Origin of the sequence: Pseudomonas sp. JV245A (genome assembly GCF_032424515.1) — a bacterium.
Lineage (GTDB): Bacteria > Pseudomonadota > Gammaproteobacteria > Pseudomonadales > Pseudomonadaceae > Aquipseudomonas > Aquipseudomonas protegens.
The window spans coordinates 1-21,885 of the sequence record NZ_VYKE01000098.1 but is presented as its reverse complement, the minus strand read 5'-3'; the positions used below and the strand labels follow the sequence as shown (position 1 = coordinate 21,885).

The following is a 21,885-nucleotide window of genomic DNA, read 5'->3' as shown; positions in this document are numbered from 1 at the left end:
GGCCCGCATGCGCCCGCTGCAGGTGTTCGCCAACCCGCAGAAGTGGTTCGAGCTGGACGCCGAGATCGACTGCCCGCTGAGCGATCTGGACGTGATCCTGATGCGCAAGGACCCGCCCTTCGACATGGAGTTCGTCTACTCCACCTACCTGCTGGAACAGGCCGAAAGCGCTGGCGTGCTGGTGGTCAACAAGCCCCAGAGCCTGCGTGACTGCAACGAAAAGCTGTTTGCCACGCTGTTCCCCCAGTGCACCCCGCCCACCGTGGTCAGCCGCCGCGCCGACGTGCTGCGCGAGTTCGCGGCCCAGCATGGCGATGTGATCCTCAAGCCCCTGGATGGCATGGGCGGCACCTCGATCTTCCGCCACCGCGCGGGTGATCCGAACCTGTCGGTGATCCTGGAAACCCTGACCGTGCTCGGCAGCCAGCAGATCATGGCCCAGGCCTACCTGCCGGCGATCAAGGACGGTGACAAGCGCATCCTGATGATCGACGGCGAACCGGTGGATTACTGCCTGGCGCGCATCCCCGCCGCCGGTGAAACCCGCGGCAACCTGGCGGCCGGCGGTCGTGGCGAAGCCCGCCCGCTGAGCGACAAGGACCGCTGGATCGCCGCCCAGGTCGGCCCGACCCTGCGGGCCAAGGGCCTGCTGTTCGTCGGCCTCGACGTGATCGGCGAACACCTGACGGAAATCAACGTCACCAGCCCCACCTGCATCCGTGAAATCGACAACGCCTTCGGCACCAACATCGGCGCGATGCTGATGGATGCCATCGATCAGAAGCTCAAGGCCAAGTGATGTAGAACAACCAAGCACAAACCAACATTGCGTTATCATGCGCCGCCTGTGAAACCGTGATGTTGGTTGTGTGATGCCTCCTGTGATGTCGAACTGCCGATGAGCCTCCCGTCCGATCTGCCCCCCGAGCTTGCCCATAGCGGCGTGCGTGCGGCCGATCGCCTGGGTTTTACCCTGTTCCTGGCGGCGCTCCTGCACCTGGCACTGATCCTCGGCCTGGGTTTTTCCTTCGCCGAGCCCAAGGCCATCAGCAAGACCCTGGAAATCACCCTGGCCACCTTCAAGAGTGAGACCAAACCGAAGAAGGCCGACTTCCTCGCCCAGGACAACCAGCAGGGCAGCGGCACCCTGGACAAGAAGGCCATTCCGAAAACCACTGAAGTCGCACCGTTCCAGGACAACTCGGTGAAGAAGGTCACGCCGCCGCCCTCGGTCAAGCCCGAGGTCAAGGACACCGCCCCCAAGGCCGCCGTGGCCACCACCGCGCCCAAGCCGAAAAAGACCGTCACCCAGCGTGAAGAGGTCAAGAAAGACCCGACGCCCAAGGCCCCCACTCCGACGTTCGACAGCTCGCAACTGTCCAGCGAGATTTCCAGCCTGGAAGCCGAGCTGGCCAACGAACAGCAGTTGTATGCCAAACGCCCGCGCATCCACCGCCTCAGCGCCGCCTCTACCATGCGCGACAAGGGCGCCTGGTATAAGGACGAATGGCGCAAGAAGGTCGAGCGCATCGGCAACCTCAACTACCCCGAGGAAGCCCGGCGCAAGCAGATCTACGGCAACTTGCGGCTGATGGTCTCGATCAACCGTGACGGCTCGCTGTATGAAGTGCTGGTGCTGGAGTCCTCCGGGCAACCGCTGCTGGACCAGGCGGCCCAGCGCATCGTGCGCCTGGCGGCGCCGTTCGCCCCCTTTACCGGCGACCTGTCGGACATCGACCGCCTGGAAATCATCCGCACCTGGCGCTTCGCCCGGGGCGACAAGCTTTCCAGCAACTGATCGGCCGGCAATCGTCCGCGCGACAGCGCCATGGCCGCACATCGCCAGCTTGTCAGCCGGGCCCGCCACCGCCACACTAGCGCTCATGAAAAATGTCAGCCCAAGCTATCTCAAGCATCATTTCCTGATCGCCATGCCCCATATGGCCGACCCGAACTTTGCGCAGACCTTGACCTACATCGTCGAGCACAACGCCAGTGGCGCCATGGGCCTGGTGGTCAACCGCCCCCAGGACCTGAACCTGGCCGATATCCTCGAACAATTGCGCCCTGACCAAGAGCCGTCCCTGCTGTGCCAGCACGTGCCCATTTTCAGCGGTGGCCCGGTGCAGACCGATCGCGGCTTCGTCCTGCACCCCAACGGCCCGGTCTACCAGGCCACGGTGGAACTCGAGGGGCTGTCCCTGTCCACGTCCCAGGACGTGCTGTTCGCCATCGCCGATGGCGTGGGCCCGGCCAAGAGCCTGATCGCCCTGGGCTATGCCGGGTGGGAAGCCGGGCAGCTGGAAGCCGAACTGGCGGACAACGCCTGGCTGACCTGCCCCTTCGACGCCGACATCCTGTTCAACACCAGCAGCGAACTGCGCCTGGAAGCCGCCGCCCGGCACCTGGGGGTCAACCTCAGCCTGCTCACCAGCCAGGCGGGCCACGCCTGATGGCCCTGCGACTGATCCTCGGCTTCGACTACGGCACCAAGCAGATCGGCGTTGCCGTGGGCCAGGCCATCACCGGCCAGGCCCGGGAGCTGTGCACCCTCAAGGCGCAAAACGGGGTGCCCGACTGGAACCAGGTGGAAGCCCTGATCAAGGAATGGAAGCCCGACGCCGTGGTGGTGGGCCTGCCCCTGAACATGGACGGCAGCCCCAGCGACATGTGCGTGCGCGCCGAAAAGTTCGCCCGGCGCCTGAACGGCCGCTTCAATGTGCCCTTCTATACCCACGACGAACGCCTGACCACCTTCGAGGCCAAGGGTGAACGCCTGGCCCGGGGCGGCCAGAAAGGCAGTTACCGCGACAACCCGGTGGACGCCATCGCCGCCGCCCTGCTGCTGCAAGGCTGGCTCGATGAAAACGCCGGCCTGTTGAACACCTGAGACCACATCCTGAAGATGCGCGGCCCCGGGGCTGCGCGCCTCCTGGCCCAACACCAGCCGTAAGTTCCCGCGCCCAGCTGCCCGGCAGCAGGCGCGAGCCCACGAAGGAGCCACCATGAGCCTGCCCAATCCCGCCGCCCTGATCAGCCAGATGGCCGCTGATCTCAACGCCCACCTGGCCCAGCGCGCCATCAGCGAGCCACGTTTCATCGGTATCCGTACCGGCGGCGTCTGGGTGGCCCAGGCCCTGCTGGAAGCCCTGGGCAGCGATTCGCCCCTGGGTACCCTGGACGTGTCCTTCTACCGCGACGACTTCAGCCAGAACGGCCTGCACCCGCAGGTGCGTCCTTCGGAGCTGCCGTTCGAGATCGAAGGCCAGCACCTGGTGCTGATCGACGACGTGCTGATGAGCGGCCGGACCATCCGCGCCGCCCTCAACGAACTGTTCGACTACGGCCGGCCGGCCAGCGTGACCCTGGTCTGCCTGCTGGACCTGAACGCCGCTGAACTGCCGATCCGTCCGAATGTGGTGGGCGCGACCCTGTCGCTGGCCGCCCACGAGCGGGTAAAATTGTCCGGTCCTGCGCCGCTTCAACTCGAGCTCCAAGACCTCGCCCTCTAACTCGCCCTTTTAAGAGTCCATTGCGATGACGCCTCTAGACGCCAAGCGCCCGCTGCAGCTCAACGATCAGGGCCAGCTGCGCCACTTCCTGTCCCTCGACGGCCTGAACCGCGAGCTGCTGACGGAAATCCTCGACACCGCCGACTCGTTCCTCGAAGTCGGCGCCCGGGCGGTGAAGAAAGTCCCGCTGCTGCGCGGCAAGACCGTGTGCAATGTGTTCTTCGAGAACTCCACCCGCACCCGCACCACCTTCGAACTGGCCGCCCAGCGGCTGTCGGCGGACGTGATCACCCTGAATGTCTCGACCTCTTCGGCGAGCAAGGGTGAAACCCTGCTGGACACCCTGCGCAACCTGGAAGCCATGGCCGCCGACATGTTCGTGGTGCGCCACGGCGATTCCGGCGCCGCGCACTTCATCGCCGAACACGTGTGCCCGCAAGTGGCGATCATCAACGGCGGCGACGGCCGTCACGCCCACCCGACCCAGGGCATGCTCGACATGCTGACCATTCGCCGGCACAAGGGCGGCTTCGAGAACCTCTCGGTAGCCATCGTTGGCGACATCCTGCACTCGCGAGTGGCGCGTTCGAACATGCTGGCGCTGAAAACCCTCGGCTGCCCGGACATCCGCGTGATCGCGCCGAAAACCCTGCTGCCCATCGGCATCGAGCAGTACGGGGTCAAGGTCTACACCGACATGACCGAAGGCCTGAAGGACGTGGACGTGGTGATCATGCTGCGCCTGCAGCGTGAACGCATGCAGGGCGGCCTGCTGCCCAGCGAAGGCGAGTTCTACCGCCTGTTCGGCCTGACCACCGCGCGCCTGGCCGGGGCCAAGCCCGACGCCATCGTCATGCACCCGGGCCCGATCAACCGAGGCGTGGAGATCGAATCGGCGGTAGCCGACGGCCCGCACTCGGTGATCCTCAACCAGGTGACCTACGGCATTGCAGTGCGCATGGCGGTACTGTCCATGGCCATGAGCGGGCAGACCGCCCAGCGACAATTCGAGCAGGAGAACGCCCAGTGAAGCTCAGCATTCTCGGCGCCCGCGTCATCGATCCAAGCAGCGGCCTGGATCAAACCACCGATCTGCACCTAGAAGCCGGCAAGATCGTCGCCATCGGCGCCGCGCCTGGCGGCTTCAATGCCGTTACCACCATCGACGCCAAGGGCCTGGTGGCCGCACCCGGCCTGGTGGACCTGAGCGTCGCCCTGCGCGAGCCGGGCTACAGCCGCAAGGGCAGCATTGCCAGCGAAACCCGCGCCGCAGCCGCCGGGGGCGTCACCAGCCTGTGCTGCCCGCCGCGCACCAAGCCAGTACTGGACACCTCGGCGGTGGCCGAACTGATCCTCGACCGCGCCCGCGAGGCCGGCAACAGCAAAGTGTTCCCCATTGGCGCCTTGAGCAAGGGCCTGGAAGGCGAGCAGCTTGCGGAGCTGATCGCATTGCGTGACGCCGGTTGCGTGGCCTTCGGCAACGGCCTGGAAGGTTTCCGCAGCACCCGCACCCTGTGCCGCGCCCTGGAATACGCCGCCACCTTCGACCTGACGGTGATCTTCCACTCCCAGGACCGCGACCTGGCCGAAGGCGGCCTGGCCCACGAAGGCGCCACCGCCAGCTTCCTCGGCCTGCCGGGTATCCCGGAAAGCGCGGAGACCGTGGCCCTGGCCCGGGACCTGCTGCTGGTGGAACAGAGCGGCGTGCGCGCCCACTTCAGCCAGCTGACCAGCGCCCGCGGCGTGGAGCTGATCGCCCAGGCCCAGGCCCGCGGCCTGCCGGTCACCGCCGATGTGGCGCTGTACCAGCTGATCCTGACCGACGAGGCGCTGATCGACTTCTCCAGCCTGTACCACGTGCAGCCGCCGCTGCGCTCGCGGGCCGACCGCGATGCCCTGCGCGAAGCGGTGAAGTCCGGGGTGGTGCAAGCCATTTCCAGCCATCACCAGCCCCATGAGCGGGACGCCAAGCTGGCGCCGTTCGGCGCCACCGAGCCGGGCATCAGCAGCGTCGAGCTGTTGTTGCCCCTGGCCCTGACCCTGGTGCAGGACGGCCTGCTGGACCTGCCGACCCTGCTGGCACGCCTGAGTGCCGGCCCCGCCGCGGCCTTGCGCCTGCCGGCAGGCAAGCTGGCAGCCGGTGGTGCGGCGGACCTGGTGCTGTTCGACCCGGCCAGTTCCACCGTGGCCGGCGAGCGCTGGCTGTCCAAGGGCGAAAACTGCCCGTTCCTCGGCCATAGCCTGCCGGGCGCGGTGCGCTACACCCTGGTGGACGGGCATATCAGCTATCAGGGCTGATCGCCTGGCAAACACCCTGTAGCCGCTGCCGCAGGCTGCGAACGGCGCCGAAGGAGCCGCCGCTCCTGATGGCGCCCTGCGGCAGTGGCTACAGGCTGCGCCATCACCGCCTGCGCCGATGACGGGATCAACGGCGCTTGGCGTTCTCCAGCGATACCTGATCGTTCAGGGTCCAGAAGTCGTACAGCACCCCCAGGAAGAACAGGCCGCCGGTGAACAGGTAGATCACCCCGCTCAGCCATTTGCCCTGGTACATGCGGTGCACGCCGAAAACCCCGAGGAAGGTCAGCAGAATCCAGGCCACGCTGTATTCCACCGGACCTGCGGTAAAGCGAAGGTCCGCTTCCCGGTCCATGGACGGGATCAGGAACAAGTCGATCAGCCAGCCAATGCCCAGCAGACCGAAGGTGAAGAACCAGATAGTCCCGGTCACCGGCTTGCCGTAATAGAAGCGGTGGGCCCCGGTAAAACCGAAAATCCACAACAGGTAACCGATCACCTTGCTGTGGGTGTCATGGGTGGATGCATCCTGACGATAGGTGTTCATTAAGTGCCTCTTTGCAGGTGATAGATAAATATTCTTAAAAACTTTGTGACTTTTTTACAGGCATTCGACGTGCGGGCAATGTTACCTTCTGTTCCGCCAAAGCCTTGTACTGCCTGACTTCTGACGGTTTTCTGCGTCAAGTTGCCACCTCTTTGCCGAAGTTGACCCCAAGGTTGAATCGACAAACGGCCACGGAAGTGACCTGAAAGCTGTTATAAAGTTGCGCGCTAACCAATAAGAGCCTTGCCTAATGCGTCCATTTTTCAAGACATGGCTAACCATTTGCCTATTAATGCCACTGGCCGCCCACGCCACCAACCGTGAGCAACGACTTCCCAACGTTAATGGCTACACCCCGAAACCGCACGTTTCGACGGTCACCGCCAAGAACAAGAGCACCATCAAGCACCCCACCCGCCTGAGCAAGGCCGACAGCAAGCTGGTGGCCAACAACGCCGGCCGGCCGAGCACCACGGTTCTCAGCCGCGCGGTCAATGTCCTCGGTACACCCTATCGTTGGGGCGGCAGCAGCCCAAGCAAAGGCTTCGACTGCAGCGGCCTGGTGCGCTACGCCTTCAACGATGTCGCCGCCGTGGACCTGCCACGCACCTCCAACGCCATGGCCAGCGGCCACGGGCAGAAGGTCGAACGCAAGGACCTGAAGCCGGGCGACCTATTGTTCTTCAACATCAAGAGCCGCAAGGTCAACCACGTCGCCATCTACCTGGGCGAAGACCGCTTCATCCACGCCCCGCGGCGCGGCAAGGCAGTGACCATCGATACCCTGAAGAAGCCCTACTGGCAGAGCCACTACGTGGTTGCCAAGCGGGTCCTGCCCAAGGAGCACGCGCCCCTGCGGGTCGTGCAACGCTGATACGCCGCTTCGCCGGCAAGCCGGCTCCTACACCCACCTGTAGGAACCGGCTTGCCGGCGAATGCATTTCCAGCCCCGTCAAAAGCTCTCCGGCATCCGCGCCTGCTCCCGGGCCTGATCGCGGCTGATCAGCCCCTGCCCGAGCAATGCCTTGAGGCTCATGTCCAGGGTGCGCATGCCTTGGGCGCCGCCCGTCTGGATCGCCGAATACATCTGCGCCACCTTGTCCTCGCGGATCAGGTTACGGATCGCCGGGCTGCCCAGCATGATCTCGTGCGCCGCTACCCGGCCACCGCCCACCTTCTTCACCAGCACTTGCGCGACCACAGCCTGCAGCGACTCGGCCAGCATCGAGCGCACCAGGGCCTTTTCCTCCCCCGGAAACACGTCCACCAGCCGGTCGATGGTCTTGGCCGCCGACGAGGTGTGCAGGGTGGCCAGTACCAGGTGCCCGGTTTCCGCGGCGGTCAGGGCCAGGCGGATGGTTTCCAGGTCCCGCAGTTCGCCCAGCAGGATCACGTCGGGGTCTTCCCGCAGCGCCGCACGCAAGGCCGTGGCGAAGCTCCGAGTATCGCGCTGCACTTCGCGCTGGTGCACCAGGCAGTTCTTCTGCGGATGCACGAATTCGATAGGGTCTTCGATGGTCAGGATGTGCTGCTGGCGGTGCTGGTTCAGGTGGTCGATCATCGCCGCCAGTGTGGTGGACTTGCCGCTGCCGGTGGGCCCGGTCACCAGCACCAGCCCGCGGGGCGCCTCGGTAATCTGCCGAAACACTTCCCCCAGTCCCAGCTCCTCCAGGCTCTGTACCCGCGCGGGAATCAGGCGCAGCACCGCACCGACGCCCCGGGCGTGCCGGAAGGCATTGACCCGAAACCGCGCCACACCCGGCAGTTCATGGGCGAAATCCAGGTCATTGCAGGCGGCGAATGCCTGGCGCTGAGCTTCGCTCATCAGTTCATGGATCAGCGCCTGCACCTGTGGCCCTTCCAGGGCCGGGCCCGGCAGCGGGCGAATATCGCCATCGATGCGCAACATCGGCGCCAGCCCGGCGGACAGATGCAGGTCCGAAGCGCCCCGGGAAGCGCTCAAGCGCAAGAGTTCGGTGATGTCCATAGTGCCCCCCAATTCCAGTAGAATGCCGCGAGCTTCAGACCCGCCCGCGCCTGGCAGATTCAATGGCCAGGCCGCGGACGATGCCCGACGCGACCCTTGAGCGTGGCTCGGGCCGGCGGAGAATCGAGGTCTGGTGGATTCACGCGGCAGCCGGTGGCCAGGGCCGCCGATACTTTTGAGACGAAATCGAATGTCCACGATAGCAGACAACATTTCCCAGGTAGCCGAGCGCATCCGCAACGCCTGCCAGGCCGTACAGCGCGACCCGCACAGCGTCCAGCTGCTGGCCGTGAGCAAGACCAAGCCCGCCGCCGCCCTGCGCGAGGCCCATGCCGCCGGCCTGCGGGATTTCGGCGAGAACTACCTGCAGGAAGCCCTGGGCAAACAGCAGGAACTGGCCGACCTGCCCTTGAGTTGGCACTTCATCGGCCCCATTCAGTCGAACAAGACTCGTGCCATTGCCGAGCATTTTGACTGGGTGCACTCCGTGGATCGCTTGAAAATCGCCCAACGCCTGTCCGAACAACGCCCGGCCGAGTTACCGCCACTGAACATCTGCATCCAGGTGAACGTCAGTGGCGAAGCCAGCAAGTCCGGCTGCGCCCCGGCCGACCTGCCGGCCCTGGCCAGCGCCATCGGTGCCTTGCCACGCCTGCAACTACGGGGGTTGATGGCGATTCCCGAGCCTACCGAGGACCGCGCTGCCCAGGACGCCGCCTTCGCCGCGGTACAACGCCTGAACAACGACCTGCGGGACAGCCTCAAGCTGCCCCTGGATACCCTTTCCATGGGCATGAGCCACGACCTCGAAGCGGCCATTGCCCAAGGCGCCACCTGGGTGCGGATCGGTACCGCGCTGTTTGGTGCCCGCGACTACAGTCAGTCCTGATGCGACTGACCCCGACCTCTTGTAAGGACCTGTCATGAACACGACTCGTATCGCTTTTATCGGTGCCGGCAACATGGCGGCCAGTCTCATCGGCGGCCTGCGGGCCAAAGGCCTGGAGGCCTCGCAGATCCGCGCCAGCGACCCGGGCGAGCAGACCCGAGCGAAAGTAGCGGCCGAACATGGCATCCAGGTGTTTGCCGATAACGCCGAGGCCATCGAAGGCGCCGACGTGATCGTCCTGGCGGTCAAGCCCCAGGCCATGAAAGCCGTGTGCCAAGCCCTGCGCCCGAGCCTGAAGCCGCAACAGCTGGTGGTGTCCATCGCCGCCGGCATCACCTGTTCGAGCATGAACAGCTGGCTCGGCGCCCAGCCCATCGTGCGCTGCATGCCCAACACCCCGGCACTGCTGCGCCAGGGTGTCAGCGGCCTGTACGCCACCGCCGAAGTCAGCGCCCAGCAACGCCAGCAGGCCGAGGCGCTGCTGTCCGCCGTGGGTATCGCCCTGTGGCTGGACCAGGAGCAGCAACTGGACGCAGTGACTGCCGTCTCCGGCAGTGGCCCGGCGTATTTCTTCCTGCTGATCGAAGCCATGACCGCCGCTGGCGAGAAGCTCGGCCTGCCCCGGGAAACCGCCGCCCAGCTGACTCTGCAGACCGCCCTGGGCGCCGCCCACATGGCGGTCTCCAGTGACGTTGACGCCGCCGAGCTGCGCCGCCGCGTGACTTCACCGGCAGGCACCACGGAAGCGGCCATCAAGTCATTCCAGGCCGGTGGCTTTGAAGCCCTGGTGGAAAAAGCATTGGGTGCCGCTGCGCACCGCTCGGCCGAAATGGCCGAACAACTGGGCCAATAAGGAGCCAATGATGATTGGATTGAACACCGCTGCGGTGTATGTGCTGCAAACCCTGGGCAGCCTGTACCTGCTGATCGTGCTGATGCGTTTCGTCCTGCAACTGGTGCGCGCCAACTTCTACAACCCGCTGTGCCAGTTCATCGTGCGGGCCACCCAGCCGCTGCTCAAGCCGATGCGCCGGGTCATCCCGAGCATCGGCGGCCTGGACATGTCCTCGCTGCTCCTGGCGATCCTGGTGCAACTGGCCCTGATGGCCCTGACCCTGCTGCTGACCTACGGCACCACCGGCAACCCGCTGCAACTGCTGATCTGGTCGATCATCGGCGTCACCGCGCTGTTCCTGAAGATCTTCTTCTTCGCCCTGATCATCAGCGTGATCCTGTCCTGGGTCGCCCCTGGCAGCCACAACCCCGGCGCCGAACTGGTGAACCAGATCTGCGAACCCGCCCTGGCCCCGTTCCGTCGCATCCTGCCGAGCATGGGCGGCCTGGATATCTCGCCGATCCTGGCATTCATGGTGCTCAAGCTGCTGGACATGCTGGTGATCAACAACCTGGCGGCCATGACCATGATGCCGGACATCCTGCGCCTGCTGATCTGACCCGGGCGGCCTGCATGAGTTATTTCCGCTGGGACGGTGACGATCTGATCCTCGATTGCCACCTGCAACCCAAGGCCAGCAGCGACGAGTTCGCTGGCCTGCACGGCGAGCGGTTGAAGATCCGCCTCACTGCGCCACCGGTGGAAGGCAAGGCCAATGCGCACCTGATGGCGTTCCTGGCCAAGGCCTTTGGCATTCCCAAGAGCAACGTCAGCCTGGTCAGCGGCGAGCTGAACCGGCAGAAGCGGGTGCGCCTGCAAGCGCCGAAAAAGCTGCCGGACCTGCCGGGGCTGGCTCGCCCCGCCTGATTCGCCGGCAAGCCGGCTCCTGCGCGCCATGTTCACTGCAGGAGCTGGCTTGCCAACGAACCTCCCACGTCATTTCCCGCAACGAAACACAGCCCCGGGCTTTGCTTGCCGCTGGGGGCAGCGGTCTTTAGACTTACGCCTCATTTAAATGAGAGCAGGGTCGATGCCAACTGCCTTTCCCCCCGATTCTGTTGGTCTGGTCACGCCACAAATAGCGCACTTCAGCGAACCCCTGGCCCTGGCCTGCGGGCGTGCGCTGCCGGCCTACGACCTGATCTACGAAACCTACGGTCAGCTCAACGCCAGCGCCAGCAACGCGGTGCTGATCTGCCACGCCCTGTCCGGCCATCATCACGCCGCCGGTTACCACAGCGTCGACGACCGCAAGCCCGGTTGGTGGGACAGCTGCATCGGCCCGGGCAAGCCGATCGACACCAACAGGTTCTTCGTGGTCAGCCTCAACAACCTCGGCGGTTGCAACGGCTCCACCGGCCCCAGCAGCCTCAACCCGGACACCGGCAAGCCGTTCGGCGCCGACTTCCCGGTGCTTACCGTGGAAGACTGGGTACACAGCCAGGCGCGCCTGGCGGATCGCCTGGGCATCAGCCAGTGGGCTGCAGTGATCGGCGGCAGCCTCGGCGGCATGCAGGCCCTGCAATGGACCATCACCTACCCGGACCGTGTACGGCACTGCCTGGCCATCGCCTCGGCGCCCAAGCTCTCGGCGCAGAACATTGCCTTCAACGAAGTGGCGCGCCAGGCGATCCTCACCGACCCGGAATTCCACGGCGGCTCGTTCCAGGAACAGGGGGTGATCCCCAAGCGCGGGCTGATGCTGGCGCGAATGGTGGGCCATATCACTTACCTGTCCGATGACTCCATGGGCGAGAAATTCGGCCGTGGGCTCAAGAGCGAGAAGCTCAACTACGACTTCCACAGCGTCGAGTTCCAGGTGGAAAGCTACCTGCGCTACCAGGGCGAGGAGTTCTCCGGGCGTTTCGATGCCAACACCTACCTGCTGATGACCAAGGCCCTGGACTACTTCGACCCGGCGGCCAACTGCGACGACGACCTGGCCAAGACCTTCGCCCATGCCACCGCCAAGTTCTGCGTGATGTCCTTCACCACCGACTGGCGCTTCTCACCGGCCCGCTCCCGGGAGCTGGTGGATGCATTGATGGCCGCGCGCAAGGACGTCTGCTACCTGGAGATCGACGCACCGCAGGGGCATGACGCCTTCCTGATCCCGATCCCGCGCTACCTGCAGGCGTTCAGCCACTACATGAACCGCATTACCTTGTGAGGACACGATGAGAGCCGATCTGGAAATCATCCAGGAATGGATCCCCGCCGGCAGCCGCGTCCTCGACCTGGGCTGCGGTAACGGCGAGCTGCTGAGCTGGCTGCAGGAGCACAAGCAGGTCACCGGCTATGGCCTGGAAAACGACCCGGACAACATCGCCGAGTGCGTGGCCAAGGGCATCAACGTGATCGAGCAGGACCTGGACAAGGGCCTGGGCAACTTTGCCAGCAACAGCTTCGACATCGTGGTCATGACCCAGGCCCTGCAAGCCGTGCACTACCCGGACAAGATCCTCGACGAAATGCTCCGGGTCGGCCGCCAGTGCATCATCACCTTCCCCAATTTCGGTCACTGGCGCTGCCGCTGGTACCTGGCCAGCAAGGGGCGGATGCCGGTCTCGGAGTTCCTCCCGTACACCTGGTACAACACGCCGAACATCCACTTCTGCACCTTCGAGGACTTCGAAGAACTGTGCCGAGAGCGGCAAGCCCGGGTGATCAACCGCCTTGCCGTCGATCAACAACACCGCCATGGGTGGGCCAGTAAGCTATGGCCTAATCTCTTAGGAGAGATCGGCATCTACCGCGTCAGCAGTCCCGGCCTGCAAGATCACAAGGTCGCGGTATAAACCACGTTGCATCGAGGAGAACCATCATGGGACGTCTGGTTACATTTCTACTGGCTGCCTGCCTGAGCGTCAGCGCCCTGGCGGCGGACCCGATCAAGGGCGAACGCCAGGAAGTGTTCGGTGACATCACCGTGCACTACAACACCTTCAACTCCACCTACCTGCAGCCTGATATCGCCAGGGCGGCGGAGCTGGTCCGCAGCAAGAACCAGGGCGTGATCAACGTTTCCCTGATCAAGGACGGCAAGCCGCTGGTCGGCCAGGTCAGTGGCACGGTCAAGGACCTGACCAGCAAGAGCATCCCGCTGAAATTCCGCCAGATCACCGAGCAGGGCGCGATCTACTACATCGCCCAGTTCCCGGTGGAGCAGCAGGAAAACCGTACGTTCACCATCAATGTGCAGACTGGCGGTGACACCAACAGCTTCAGCTTCAACCAAGAGCTATTCCCGGGCGAATAATGAACCTCACGCAACTCGTACTGGCCAGCCATAACGCCGGCAAACTCAAAGAACTCCAGGCCATGCTCGGCGCTTCGGTGCAATTGCGCTCGATCGGCGAGTTCAGCAGCGTCGAGCCGGAAGAAACCGGCCTGTCGTTCGTCGAAAACGCCATCCTCAAGGCGCGCAATGCCGCACGCATTTCCGGCTTGCCGGCACTGGCCGACGACTCCGGCCTGGCAGTGGACTTCCTCGGTGGCGCCCCGGGCATCTACTCGGCCCGCTACGCCGACGGCCAGGGCGACTCGGCGAACAACGCCAAGCTGCTCGAAGCCCTCAAGGATGTCCCGCAAGCCGAGCGCGGTGCGCAGTTCGTCTGCGTCCTGGCACTGGTGCGGCACGCCGACGATCCGCTGCCGATCCTCTGCGAAGGCCTGTGGCACGGGCGCATCCTTACCGCCGCCAGCGGCGAGCACGGCTTCGGCTACGACCCGCTGTTCTGGGTGCCGGAACGCAACTGCTCCAGCGCCGAACTGGGCCCCGAGGAGAAAAACCAGCTCAGCCACCGCGCCCGCGCCATGGCCATTCTGCGGCAACGCCTGGGCCTGAAATGAGCCACGAGCCCTCCGCGTCGCCGCTGATTCTCGGCGGCGCGCATACGCCCCGGGCGGCGCTGCCCCAGTTGCCGCCCCTGGCGCTGTACATCCACATCCCGTGGTGTGTACGCAAATGCCCCTACTGCGACTTCAACTCCCACGCGGCCAGCCCGACGCTACCGGAAGAGGAGTACGTCGACGCCCTGCTGGCCGACCTCGACCAGGACCTGCACGCCGTGCACGGTCGCGAGCTGAGCTCGATCTTCTTCGGCGGCGGCACCCCGAGCCTGTTCAGCGCCCAGGCCCTGGGTCGGCTGCTCAAGGGCGTGGAACAGCGCATCCGGTTTGCCCCCGACATCGAAATCACCCTGGAAGCCAACCCCGGGACCTTCGAGCAGGAAAAATTCACCGCCTACCGCGCCCTGGGCATCAATCGCCTGTCCATCGGCATCCAGAGTTTCCAGGAACAGAAGCTCAAGGCCCTGGGCCGCATCCACAACGGCGATGAAGCGATTCGCGCCGCTGGCATGGCGCGCCGGGCCGGGTTCGACAACTTCAACCTGGACCTGATGCACGGCCTGCCGGACCAGTCCCTGGACGATGCCCTGGGCGACCTGCGCCAGGCCATTGCGATGAAGCCGACCCACCTGTCCTGGTATCAGCTGACCCTGGAGCCCAACACGGTGTTCTGGAACCAGCCACCGGTACTGCCGGAAGACGACACCCTGTGGGACATCCAGGAAGCCGGACAGGCCCTGCTGGCCGAGCACGGCTATGCCCAGTACGAAGTCTCGGCCTACGCCCAGCCCGGGCGCGCGGCGCGGCACAACCTGAACTACTGGAGCTTTGGCGACTTCATCGGGATCGGCGCCGGTGCCCACGGCAAACTCAGCCACCCGGACGGGCGCATCCTGCGCACCTGGAAGACCCGCCTGCCCAAGGACTACCTGAACCCGGCCAAGCAGTTCAAGGCGGGCGAGAAGGCCCTGGGCAACGAAGAGCTGCCGTTCGAGTTCCTGATGAACGCCCTGCGCCTCACCGATGGCGTGGACGCTGCGCTGTTCGCCCAACGCACCGGCCTGGACCTGGTCAGCCTCGCCGAAGGTCGGCGCCAGGCCGAACAAAGCGGCTTGTTGCAGGTCGAACCGTCACGCCTGGCGGCCACGGCCCGCGGGCAACTTTTTCTCAATGACCTGCTGCAATACTTTCTGATCTAAGGAAATCACATGGATCTGGTACTCGACCTGCTCGCCACCGTGTCCCGCTGGAGTCGCAGCAACCTCTCGGAAATCGCCCTGGCACTGGTGGGCTGCCTGCTGGTGCTGTTCGGCGCGGACATCAAGGGCTGGGTCGAACAGCGCCTGGGCGGCATCGCCGGCGCCCTGCGGGTGCCGCTGATGGCCCTGCTGTGCATGGTCGGCAGCGGCCTGGCGCTGATCTACGCCACACCGTGGATCGTCCGCGGCCTGAGCCAGTTCAACAACTACAGCCTGGCGCCAGTGCTGTTGGTGGTGCTGGTGCTGATTGGCGTGGTCGCTGATCGTCGTTAATTCGCAGGGCCCCTTCGCCGGCAAGCCGGCTCCTACACCAAGCCGGCGAACGCAATCCAACGGCTGCCCCCGTTATCAAGGAAGAACATGAGCAAGAAAGTCATCGAGGACACCAGTAAGTTCCTCAGCTATGTGCTGCGCCACGAGCCCCAGGCCATCGGCCTGGAACTGGACAGCGAAGGCTGGGGCGATATCGACGCGCTGATCAGCGGTGCGGCCAAGAACGGCCGGCAACTGAGCCGGGAACTGATCGAGCTGGTGGTCGAAGGCAACGACAAGAAGCGCTTCGCCCTCTCGGCTGACAGCCGGCGGATTCGTGCCGTTCAGGGGCATTCCAACAAGGCCGTGCAATTGCAGCTTGAGGCAAAGCAACCGCCCGCCGTGCTCTTCCACGGCACCGCCACGCGCTTCATGGATTCGATCAACGAGAAGGGGCTGATCCCGGGTTCACGGCACCACGTGCACCTGTCCCAGGAAATCGACACCGCCCGGGCCGTGGGCCAGCGCTATGGCAAGGTGGTGATCCTGCAGATCGACGCCCAGGCCATGCAGGCCCAGGGTTTCACCTTCTATCAGGCAGAGAATGGGGTGTGGCTGACCGACCAGGTGCCGGTCGGCTTCATCAAAGCCCTGTAGGAGCCAGCTGCCTGGCGAAGGCGACCTTGAAGGCCTCTTCGCTGGCAAACGGAACGCCGCCCGGCAGCTCCTACAGCAGCGTGTCCGCGGGGCTCAGGCGAGCTTTTCGAACTTCAAATCCCACACGCCGTGGCCCAGGCGCTCGCCGCGACGCTCGAACTTGGTGATCGGGCGTTCGGCCGGGCGCGGTACACACTTGCCGTCTTCGGCCAGGTTGCGATACCCCGGGGCGACGTTCATCACCTCCAGCATGTATTCGGCATAGGGCTCCCAGTCGGTAGCCATATGCAGAATGCCGCCAACCTTGAGCTTGCTGCGCACCAGCTCGGCGAAGGAGGCCTGGACGATGCGGCGCTTGTGGTGCCGGCTCTTGTGCCACGGATCAGGGAAAAACAGCATCAGCCGGTCCAGGCTGTTGTCGGCGATGCAGCGGTTGAGCACCTCGATGGCGTCGCAATCGTAGACCCGCAGGTTGGTCAGGCCCTGGGTCAGCACGCCATTGAGCAGCGCGCCGACACCCGGGCGGTGAACCTCAACGCCGATGAAATCCTGCTCCGGAGCCGCTGCGGCCATTTCCAGCAGCGAGTGGCCCATGCCGAAGCCGATTTCCAGGGAGCGTGGCGCCGAGCGGCCGAATACCTGGTCGTAATCCACCGGGGCGTCGGCCAAGGGCAGCACGTACAGCGGCGCGCCCTGATCCAGGCCGCGCTGCTGGCCCTCGGTCATGCGCCCGGCGCGCATCACGAAACTCTTGATGCGGCGGTGTTGGCGCTCGTCGCCGGCTTCCGGCTGGATTGGCGTGTCGTTTGATTCAGTCATCAATGGCTCTTACTTGATCAGACCATCCAGCGGCGAAGAGGCGCTGGCATAGAGTTTCTTCGGCATGCGACCGGCGAGGTACGCCAGGCGGCCTGCGACAATTGCGTGTTTCATGGCTTCGGCCATCATCACCGGCTGCTGCGCGTGGGCAATGGCCGAGTTCATCAGCACCGCCTCACACCCCAGCTCCATGGCGATGGTGGCGTCGGAAGCGGTACCGACACCGGCATCCACCAGTACCGGAACCTTGGCTTCTTCAAGGATGATCTGCAGGTTGTACGGGTTGCAGATCCCCAGCCCGGTGCCAATCAGGCCGGCCAGCGGCATGACCGCGATGCAGCCCATTTCCGCCAGCTGGCGGGCAATGATCGGGTCGTCGCTGGTGTAGACCATCACGTCGAAACCTTCCTTGACCAGCACTTCGGCGGCCTTGAGGGTTTCCAGCACGTTGGGGAACAGGGTCTTCTGGTCGGCCAGGACTTCCAGCTTCACCAGGTTGTGGCCATCGAGCAGCTCACGGGCCAGGCGGCAGGTGCGCACGGCCTCGACCGCGTCATAGCAGCCGGCGGTGTTGGGCAGGATGGTGTAGCGATCCGGCGGCAGGATATCCAGCAGGTTCGGTTCGCCCGGGTTCTGGCCGATATTGGTCCGGCGCACGGCGACGGTGACGATCTCGGCGCCCGAGGCCTCGATGGCCAGGCGGGTTTCTTCCATGTCGCGGTACTTGCCGGTGCCTACCAGCAAACGCGACTGGTACGTCCGACCGGCCAGGACGAAAGGCTTGTCACTACGAACGTTGCTCATCGGAAATCCTCTGTTGGGGTGAGGTTCTTGCAGAATTCTTTATCAGGCCCGGGGCGCTGGTAACCCTCGATCCGGGGCCGGTGAAAACATGTCGTCCATGAGAGGGCCCGGAGCCGGGCCAGGGCGCTGCGCAGACGGACAGCAGCGCTGTTGAAGCCAGTGACTAGCCGCCGCCGATGGCGTGGACCACTTCAACCTGGTCGCCTTCGTTGAGGGCGGTTTCGGCGTGCTGGCTGCGCGGAACGATATCCAGGTTGAGTTCCACCGCGATCCGCCGTCCGGTGAGTTCCAGATGGCTCAGCAGGGCCGCAACGGTCGAGCCGTCGGGCAGTTCAAAGGATTCACCGTTCAACTGAATGCGCATGCCAAGGCCGCCATCATTTTTAGGGGCCAGCATTCTAGCCCGATCATGACCTAAAGGTCAGCTACAAGCGTCAGCCGGCGACTTGCAGGCGCCAGGCGGCAAGCCCCAGCAGGAACCAGCCGACCAGGAAGGCCACACCGCCGAAGGGGGTGATGATCCCCAGCTTGCTGGTGCCTGTCAGGGTCAGCAGGTACAGGCTACCGGAGAACAGCAGGATGCCCAGGGTGAAGGCAGCGCCGGCCCAGGTCACCAGCCGCCCGGGAATATGAGCCGCCAGCAAAGCGACGCCGAACAACGCCAGGGCATGCACCAGTTGATAGGTAACACCTGTATGAAAAATAGCCAGGTAGTCCGTGCTCAGGCGGTTTTTAAGACCGTGGGCGGCGAAAGCGCCAAGGGCAACCCCGGTGAAACCGAAGAAGGCGGCCAGCATCAGGAAGCCACGCAACATGAGGAACTCCAGTCAGATTCAGCACAAAGGGTCTGTATAATGGCGCGCTCAACGGGTTCGGCCAAGCCATCTCTATGCTGCGTTATCTGTTTCGTCGTCTTGTAAAAGCCTTGATGTGGTTCATGGTCGGCAGCGTCCTGCTAGTGCTGCTGTTGCGTTTCGTACCGCCACCGGGCACCGCCCTGATGGTAGAGCGCAAGATCGAGTCCTGGGTCGACAACGACCCCATCGACCTGCAGCGCACCTGGAAGCCTTGGGATGAAATCTCCGACAACCTCAAGGTGGCGGTGATTGCCGGCGAGGACCAGAAATTCCCCGAGCACTGGGGCTTCGATATCGATGCAATCCAGGCAGCGTTGATCCACAACGAAAGGGGCGGCTCGATCCGTGGCGCCAGTACCCTGAGCCAGCAAGTGTCGAAAAACCTGTTCCTGTGGTCCGGCCGCAGCTACCTGCGCAAGGGACTGGAAGCCTGGTTCACCGCGCTGATCGAGGTGTTCTGGCCCAAACAGCGGATTCTTGAGGTCTACCTCAACAGTGTCGAATGGGATGAAGGGGTGTTCGGGGCAGAAGCCGCGGCGCGCCATCACTTCGGCGTCAGCGCGGCCAATCTGTCACGCCAGCAAGCCAGCCTGCTAGCCGCTGTTCTGCCCAATCCAAGGGTGTGGAGCGCAGCACGTCCCAGCACTTATGTGATGCAGCGGGCGGGCTGGGTTCGACGGCAGATGAGCCAGTTGGGTGGAGCCGATTACTTGAATCGGCTGAACGAGTCGCGCAGGGCGCCCTGGGCGGAGTAACCCGGATTTGGCTTTGCGCCGGTTCTTCTTGAGCATGTTCGAGATGGGGGCTGGGCTGGGGATTCGCCGCCAAGCCGGCTCCTACGCCAACCGCACAAACAAAAACGCCCCGAGGTAATCGGGGCGTTTTGCATGACGCTTCAGGCTTAAGCGGCGATGGACAGTTTCAGCTTGTTCATCGCGCTTTTTTCCAGCTGGCGAATCCGCTCGGCCGAAACGTTGTACTTCTGCGCCAGGTCGTGCAGCGTGGCTTTCTCTTCGGCCAGCCAGCGCTGGTAGAGGATGTCACGGCTGCGTTCGTCCAGCACTTCCAGGGCTTCGTGCAGGTTGCTGGTGGAGTTGTCGCTCCAGTCGGCATCCTCAAGTTGCAGCGCCGGGTCGTAGCGGTGGTCTTCCAGGTAGTTGGCTGGCGACTGGAAGGCGCTGTCGTCGTCCGCTTCCGCAGCCGGATCGAACGCCATGTCCTGGCCGGTCAGCCGGCTTTCCATTTCCCGCACTTCACGAGGCTCCACGCCCAGGCTTTCCGCCACGCGGTGAACTTCTTCGTTGTTCAGCCAGGCCAGACGCTTCTTCTGGCTGCGCAGGTTGAAAAACAGCTTGCGCTGCGCCTTGGTGGTAGCAACCTTCACAATCCGCCAGTTACGCAGGATGAACTCGTGAATTTCCGCCTTGATCCAGTGCACGGCAAAGGACACCAGGCGCACACCCATTTCAGGGTTGAAGCGCTTCACGGCTTTCATCAGGCCAACGTTGCCTTCCTGGATCAGGTCAGCCTGGGCCAACCCGTAGCCGGAATAGCTACGGGCGATATGTACGACAAAACGCAGGTGGGCGAGCACCATCTGCCGAGCCGCCTCAAGATCCTGCTCATAGTAGAGACTCTCGGCCAGTTCACGCTCCTGCTCGGGTGTCAGCAATGGAATGCTGTTCACCGTGTGCACATAAGCCTCCAGGTTTGCGCCTGGAACCAATGCGTAAGCAGGTTGCAAAGAAGTGGTCATACGAAAAAACCTCCGACTCACATAACTCGTGCCGTTCAGCACTGCGAAAATTGACCGGAAACCGCGAAACAAGTTCCCAAAAATGCTGAAAGGTCAATACAAGCAAAAAGATATTACTTCGGTGCCAGTTCCCTCAGGTGACGGGCCACCGCAATCCACGCACCGATATAACCCAACAGCACCGCCCCTAGCAAGAGCGACAGACCATCGGCAACCGGCACCCCCGCGAGGGCAAAATCGCTGCCATACAAGCCAGCCAGACCGATTACCGCATCGTTCAGCCAGTTCAGGCCAAACGCCAATACACCCCAGGACAGGATCCCCGCGCCGAAACCATACAGCGCCCCCATATAGAGGAAGGGCCGACGAACATAACTGTCCGTGCCGCCGACGAGTTTAATCACTTCTATCTCGGTGCGGCGGTTTTCAATATGAAGACGAATGGTATTGCCTATCACCAAAAGTAATGCAGAAACCAGCAGCACCGTCAGGCCGAAGACAAAGCGGTCCCCCAGCTTGAGGATCGCCGCCAGCCGCTCGACCCATACCAGGTCCAGTTGCGCCAGTTGCACCTTGGGCATTTCCGACAACCGCTGGCGCAGGGCTTCCAGGGTCGCCTTGTCCACTTCGTTCGGTGTGACCAGCACTACACCCGGCAGCGGGTTATGGGGCAGTTCGCGCAAGGCCTCGCCCAGCCCGGACTGCTGCTGGAACTCCTCCAGGGCCTTTTCCTTGCTGATGAACTCGGCATCCGCCACACCGGGCAGGCCCTTGATCTCTTCACTGAGCTTCTCGCCCTCGGTAGCAGAAGCCCCCAGATCCAGGTACAGCGAGATCTGCGCCGCGCGCTGCCAGGAACCGCCCAGGCGCTCGACATTATTGAGCAACAGCGACAAGCCCATGGGCAGGCTCAAGGCCACGGCCATCACCAGGCAGGTAAAGAAGCTGCCGATGGGCTGTTTGCCCAGGCGCCGCAGGCTGTCCAGCAGGCTGGCGCGATGGCTTTCGATCCAGGCGTGTAGCAGGGTGCCGAAATCCGGGCCGTCGTCCTCGTCACGCTTTTTCTTCGGCGGTGGTGCTTCGGAAGCCTTGGGCGCTACGCGCTCCGCCACTTTAGGGGTACGTGTAGCACTCATACGCCGGCCTCCCCGTCGCCGATCAAGCGTCCGCGTTGCAAGGTCAGCATGCGGTGGCGCATGCGGGCGATCAGTGCCAGGTCGTGGCTGGCGATCAGCACGCTGGTGCCCAGGCGGTTGATGTCTTCGAACACGCCCATGATTTCCGCCGCAAGACGCGGGTCGAGGTTACCGGTGGGTTCGTCCGCCAGCAGCAGAGCCGGGCGGTGGACGATGGCCCGGGCGATGCCCACGCGCTGCTGCTGGCCGGTGGACAGGTCGCCGGGGTACAGATCGGTCTTGTCCGACAGCGCTACGCGCTCCAGCGCCGAGTCCACCCGCTTGGCGATTTCCGCCTTGGACAGGCCGAGGATCTGCAGCGGCAG

At 64.1% G+C, this 21,885-nt stretch carries 29 protein-coding genes; 20 read left to right on the top strand and 9 right to left on the bottom strand.

What is annotated here, in order from left to right:
* From gshB to F6S12_RS22265, 7 genes are all read left to right on the top strand, one after another.
* The coding region (gene gshB / locus F6S12_RS22295) for a glutathione synthase (protein ID WP_315869336.1) at positions 1-799 on the top strand (799 nt) is incomplete at its 5' end.
* A gap of 99 nt (positions 800-898) precedes the next feature.
* On the top strand, positions 899-1,798 hold the full coding sequence (locus F6S12_RS22290) for an energy transducer TonB (protein WP_011064003.1): 900 nt from the start codon (positions 899-901) through the stop codon (positions 1,796-1,798).
* Between the two features lie 85 nt (positions 1,799-1,883).
* On the top strand, positions 1,884-2,453 hold the full coding sequence (locus F6S12_RS22285) for a YqgE/AlgH family protein (RefSeq protein WP_011064004.1): 570 nt from the start codon (positions 1,884-1,886) through the stop codon (positions 2,451-2,453).
* A complete protein-coding gene (gene ruvX / locus F6S12_RS22280) occupies positions 2,453-2,890 on the top strand; it encodes a Holliday junction resolvase RuvX (RefSeq protein WP_011064005.1) in 438 nt (145 codons plus the stop codon). Before F6S12_RS22285 ends, ruvX begins: the two co-directional genes overlap by 1 nt.
* 115 nt (positions 2,891-3,005) lie before the next feature.
* Complete coding sequence (pyrR, locus tag F6S12_RS22275) at positions 3,006-3,512, top strand: bifunctional pyr operon transcriptional regulator/uracil phosphoribosyltransferase PyrR (protein WP_011064006.1); 507 nt, start codon at positions 3,006-3,008, stop codon at positions 3,510-3,512.
* A 25-nt stretch (positions 3,513-3,537) separates the two neighbouring features.
* On the top strand, positions 3,538-4,542 hold the full coding sequence (locus tag F6S12_RS22270; protein ID WP_011064007.1) for an aspartate carbamoyltransferase catalytic subunit: 1,005 nt from the start codon (positions 3,538-3,540) through the stop codon (positions 4,540-4,542).
* Positions 4,539-5,810, top strand: coding sequence for a dihydroorotase (locus F6S12_RS22265; protein WP_011064008.1), 1,272 nt, complete (start codon positions 4,539-4,541; stop codon positions 5,808-5,810). The genes F6S12_RS22270 and F6S12_RS22265 overlap by 4 nt, the downstream gene beginning before the upstream one ends.
* Before the next feature lie 127 nt (positions 5,811-5,937).
* Here the strand turns inward: F6S12_RS22265 and F6S12_RS22260 are convergent, their stop codons facing one another.
* The gene (locus tag F6S12_RS22260) at positions 5,938-6,357 is read right to left on the bottom strand and encodes an NINE protein (RefSeq protein ID WP_011064009.1); all 420 of its coding nucleotides are present in this window, start codon (positions 6,355-6,357) and stop codon (positions 5,938-5,940) included.
* 250 nt (positions 6,358-6,607) lie between these two features.
* On the opposite strand from F6S12_RS22260, the gene F6S12_RS22255 reads away from it, so the two are divergent.
* Complete coding sequence (locus tag F6S12_RS22255) at positions 6,608-7,231, top strand: C40 family peptidase (protein WP_011064010.1); 624 nt, start codon at positions 6,608-6,610, stop codon at positions 7,229-7,231.
* Between the two features lie 78 nt (positions 7,232-7,309).
* Here F6S12_RS22255 and F6S12_RS22250 read toward each other — a convergent pair whose 3' ends face one another.
* Positions 7,310-8,344 carry a type IV pilus twitching motility protein PilT gene (locus F6S12_RS22250; RefSeq protein ID WP_053154347.1) on the bottom strand — a complete coding sequence of 345 codons (1,035 nt, stop codon included), beginning with the start codon at positions 8,342-8,344 and terminating at the stop codon, positions 7,310-7,312.
* 190 nt (positions 8,345-8,534) lie between these two features.
* Between F6S12_RS22250 and F6S12_RS22245 the strand changes: the two genes are divergently transcribed.
* From F6S12_RS22245 to F6S12_RS22195, 11 genes are all read left to right on the top strand, one after another.
* Positions 8,535-9,233: a YggS family pyridoxal phosphate-dependent enzyme gene (locus F6S12_RS22245; protein ID WP_041120251.1), complete on the top strand. Its 699-nt coding sequence runs from the start codon at positions 8,535-8,537 to the stop codon at positions 9,231-9,233.
* A 34-nt stretch (positions 9,234-9,267) separates the two neighbouring features.
* Positions 9,268-10,086, top strand: a complete 819-nt coding sequence (proC, locus tag F6S12_RS22240; RefSeq protein ID WP_161466555.1) for a pyrroline-5-carboxylate reductase — start codon at positions 9,268-9,270, stop codon at positions 10,084-10,086.
* Positions 10,087-10,096: 10 nt separating this feature from the next.
* Positions 10,097-10,687, top strand: coding sequence for a YggT family protein (locus F6S12_RS22235; RefSeq protein ID WP_011064014.1), 591 nt, complete (start codon positions 10,097-10,099; stop codon positions 10,685-10,687).
* A gap of 14 nt (positions 10,688-10,701) precedes the next feature.
* Positions 10,702-10,995, top strand: a complete 294-nt coding sequence (locus tag F6S12_RS22230; RefSeq protein WP_047289741.1) for a DUF167 domain-containing protein — start codon at positions 10,702-10,704, stop codon at positions 10,993-10,995.
* Positions 10,996-11,158: 163 nt separating this feature from the next.
* Entirely contained in the window at positions 11,159-12,298 is a 1,140-nt protein-coding gene (locus tag F6S12_RS22225) for a homoserine O-acetyltransferase (protein ID WP_011064016.1), read from the top strand.
* A gap of 7 nt (positions 12,299-12,305) precedes the next feature.
* Complete coding sequence (gene metW / locus F6S12_RS22220; RefSeq protein ID WP_011064017.1) at positions 12,306-12,926, top strand: methionine biosynthesis protein MetW; 621 nt, start codon at positions 12,306-12,308, stop codon at positions 12,924-12,926.
* A gap of 26 nt (positions 12,927-12,952) precedes the next feature.
* A complete protein-coding gene (locus F6S12_RS22215) occupies positions 12,953-13,387 on the top strand; it encodes a DUF4426 domain-containing protein (protein ID WP_011064018.1) in 435 nt (144 codons plus the stop codon).
* Complete coding sequence (gene rdgB, locus F6S12_RS22210; protein WP_041752666.1) at positions 13,384-13,980, top strand: RdgB/HAM1 family non-canonical purine NTP pyrophosphatase; 597 nt, start codon at positions 13,384-13,386, stop codon at positions 13,978-13,980. The genes F6S12_RS22215 and rdgB overlap by 4 nt, the downstream gene beginning before the upstream one ends.
* Positions 13,977-15,179 (top strand): radical SAM family heme chaperone HemW, encoded by a 1,203-nt coding sequence (gene hemW, locus F6S12_RS22205; RefSeq protein WP_123431085.1) that lies wholly within the window; start codon positions 13,977-13,979, stop codon positions 15,177-15,179. The genes rdgB and hemW overlap by 4 nt, the downstream gene beginning before the upstream one ends.
* Positions 15,180-15,188: 9 nt before the next feature.
* Positions 15,189-15,512 (top strand): DUF3392 domain-containing protein, encoded by a 324-nt coding sequence (locus tag F6S12_RS22200; protein WP_011064021.1) that lies wholly within the window; start codon positions 15,189-15,191, stop codon positions 15,510-15,512.
* Between the two features lie 87 nt (positions 15,513-15,599).
* On the top strand, positions 15,600-16,148 hold the full coding sequence (locus F6S12_RS22195) for an RNA 2'-phosphotransferase (RefSeq protein WP_011064022.1): 549 nt from the start codon (positions 15,600-15,602) through the stop codon (positions 16,146-16,148).
* 93 nt (positions 16,149-16,241) lie between these two features.
* Here the strand turns inward: F6S12_RS22195 and trmB are convergent, their stop codons facing one another.
* The 4 genes from trmB to F6S12_RS22175 all read right to left on the bottom strand — a co-directional run bounded on the left by trmB (position 16,242) and on the right by F6S12_RS22175 (position 18,586).
* Positions 16,242-16,967, bottom strand: a complete 726-nt coding sequence (trmB, locus tag F6S12_RS22190) for a tRNA (guanosine(46)-N7)-methyltransferase TrmB (protein WP_011064023.1) — start codon at positions 16,965-16,967, stop codon at positions 16,242-16,244.
* Positions 16,968-16,976: 9 nt separating this feature from the next.
* Complete coding sequence (locus F6S12_RS22185) at positions 16,977-17,771, bottom strand: thiazole synthase (RefSeq protein WP_011064024.1); 795 nt, start codon at positions 17,769-17,771, stop codon at positions 16,977-16,979.
* A gap of 163 nt (positions 17,772-17,934) precedes the next feature.
* Positions 17,935-18,135 carry a sulfur carrier protein ThiS gene (thiS, locus tag F6S12_RS22180; protein WP_011064025.1) on the bottom strand — a complete coding sequence of 67 codons (201 nt, stop codon included), beginning with the start codon at positions 18,133-18,135 and terminating at the stop codon, positions 17,935-17,937.
* A gap of 70 nt (positions 18,136-18,205) precedes the next feature.
* Positions 18,206-18,586, bottom strand: a complete 381-nt coding sequence (locus F6S12_RS22175; RefSeq protein ID WP_011064026.1) for a DUF423 domain-containing protein — start codon at positions 18,584-18,586, stop codon at positions 18,206-18,208.
* Between the two features lie 74 nt (positions 18,587-18,660).
* Between F6S12_RS22175 and mtgA the strand changes: the two genes are divergently transcribed.
* The gene (gene mtgA / locus F6S12_RS22170; RefSeq protein WP_011064027.1) at positions 18,661-19,383 is read left to right on the top strand and encodes a monofunctional biosynthetic peptidoglycan transglycosylase; all 723 of its coding nucleotides are present in this window, start codon (positions 18,661-18,663) and stop codon (positions 19,381-19,383) included.
* Positions 19,384-19,529: 146 nt separating this feature from the next.
* Here the strand turns inward: mtgA and rpoH are convergent, their stop codons facing one another.
* The 3 genes from rpoH to F6S12_RS22155 form a co-directional block, all read right to left on the bottom strand.
* Complete coding sequence (gene rpoH / locus F6S12_RS22165) at positions 19,530-20,384, bottom strand: RNA polymerase sigma factor RpoH (RefSeq protein WP_011064028.1); 855 nt, start codon at positions 20,382-20,384, stop codon at positions 19,530-19,532.
* A 113-nt stretch (positions 20,385-20,497) separates the two neighbouring features.
* Positions 20,498-21,520 carry a permease-like cell division protein FtsX gene (ftsX, locus tag F6S12_RS22160; protein ID WP_015637373.1) on the bottom strand — a complete coding sequence of 341 codons (1,023 nt, stop codon included), beginning with the start codon at positions 21,518-21,520 and terminating at the stop codon, positions 20,498-20,500.
* Positions 21,517-21,885, bottom strand: a 369-nt coding sequence (locus tag F6S12_RS22155) for a cell division ATP-binding protein FtsE (RefSeq protein WP_315869335.1), incomplete at its 5' end; no start/stop codon positions are given. The genes F6S12_RS22155 and ftsX, both read right to left, overlap by 4 nt.

Excerpts from the sequence above, each read along its gene's own strand:
- pyrR (WP_011064006.1), top strand. The coding sequence starts at position 3,006 with ATGAGCCTGCCCAATCCCGCCGCCCTGATCAGCCAGATGGCCGCTGAT.
- F6S12_RS22195 (WP_011064022.1), top strand. The coding sequence starts at position 15,600 with ATGAGCAAGAAAGTCATCGAGGACACCAGTAAGTTCCTCAGCTATGTG.
- F6S12_RS22285 (WP_011064004.1), top strand. The coding sequence starts at position 1,884 with ATGAAAAATGTCAGCCCAAGCTATCTCAAGCATCATTTCCTGATCGCC.
- F6S12_RS22235 (WP_011064014.1), top strand. The coding sequence starts at position 10,097 with ATGATTGGATTGAACACCGCTGCGGTGTATGTGCTGCAAACCCTGGGC.
- F6S12_RS22225 (WP_011064016.1), top strand. The coding sequence starts at position 11,159 with ATGCCAACTGCCTTTCCCCCCGATTCTGTTGGTCTGGTCACGCCACAA.
- proC (WP_161466555.1), top strand. The coding sequence starts at position 9,268 with ATGAACACGACTCGTATCGCTTTTATCGGTGCCGGCAACATGGCGGCC.
- F6S12_RS22215 (WP_011064018.1), top strand. The coding sequence starts at position 12,953 with ATGGGACGTCTGGTTACATTTCTACTGGCTGCCTGCCTGAGCGTCAGC.
- trmB (WP_011064023.1), bottom strand. The coding sequence starts at position 16,967 with ATGACTGAATCAAACGACACGCCAATCCAGCCGGAAGCCGGCGACGAG.
- hemW (WP_123431085.1), top strand. The coding sequence starts at position 13,977 with ATGAGCCACGAGCCCTCCGCGTCGCCGCTGATTCTCGGCGGCGCGCAT.
- F6S12_RS22260 (WP_011064009.1), bottom strand. The coding sequence starts at position 6,357 with ATGAACACCTATCGTCAGGATGCATCCACCCATGACACCCACAGCAAG.
- F6S12_RS22185 (WP_011064024.1), bottom strand. The coding sequence starts at position 17,771 with ATGAGCAACGTTCGTAGTGACAAGCCTTTCGTCCTGGCCGGTCGGACG.
- F6S12_RS22230 (WP_047289741.1), top strand. The coding sequence starts at position 10,702 with ATGAGTTATTTCCGCTGGGACGGTGACGATCTGATCCTCGATTGCCAC.
- F6S12_RS22270 (WP_011064007.1), top strand. The coding sequence starts at position 3,538 with ATGACGCCTCTAGACGCCAAGCGCCCGCTGCAGCTCAACGATCAGGGC.
- F6S12_RS22175 (WP_011064026.1), bottom strand. The coding sequence starts at position 18,586 with ATGTTGCGTGGCTTCCTGATGCTGGCCGCCTTCTTCGGTTTCACCGGG.
- F6S12_RS22290 (WP_011064003.1), top strand. The coding sequence starts at position 899 with ATGAGCCTCCCGTCCGATCTGCCCCCCGAGCTTGCCCATAGCGGCGTG.
- F6S12_RS22250 (WP_053154347.1), bottom strand. The coding sequence starts at position 8,344 with ATGGACATCACCGAACTCTTGCGCTTGAGCGCTTCCCGGGGCGCTTCG.
- rpoH (WP_011064028.1), bottom strand. The coding sequence starts at position 20,384 with ATGACCACTTCTTTGCAACCTGCTTACGCATTGGTTCCAGGCGCAAAC.
- thiS (WP_011064025.1), bottom strand. The coding sequence starts at position 18,135 with ATGCGCATTCAGTTGAACGGTGAATCCTTTGAACTGCCCGACGGCTCG.
- F6S12_RS22255 (WP_011064010.1), top strand. The coding sequence starts at position 6,608 with ATGCGTCCATTTTTCAAGACATGGCTAACCATTTGCCTATTAATGCCA.
- mtgA (WP_011064027.1), top strand. The coding sequence starts at position 18,661 with ATGCTGCGTTATCTGTTTCGTCGTCTTGTAAAAGCCTTGATGTGGTTC.
- metW (WP_011064017.1), top strand. The coding sequence starts at position 12,306 with ATGAGAGCCGATCTGGAAATCATCCAGGAATGGATCCCCGCCGGCAGC.
- F6S12_RS22200 (WP_011064021.1), top strand. The coding sequence starts at position 15,189 with ATGGATCTGGTACTCGACCTGCTCGCCACCGTGTCCCGCTGGAGTCGC.
- ruvX (WP_011064005.1), top strand. The coding sequence starts at position 2,453 with ATGGCCCTGCGACTGATCCTCGGCTTCGACTACGGCACCAAGCAGATC.
- F6S12_RS22245 (WP_041120251.1), top strand. The coding sequence starts at position 8,535 with ATGTCCACGATAGCAGACAACATTTCCCAGGTAGCCGAGCGCATCCGC.
- ftsX (WP_015637373.1), bottom strand. The coding sequence starts at position 21,520 with ATGAGTGCTACACGTACCCCTAAAGTGGCGGAGCGCGTAGCGCCCAAG.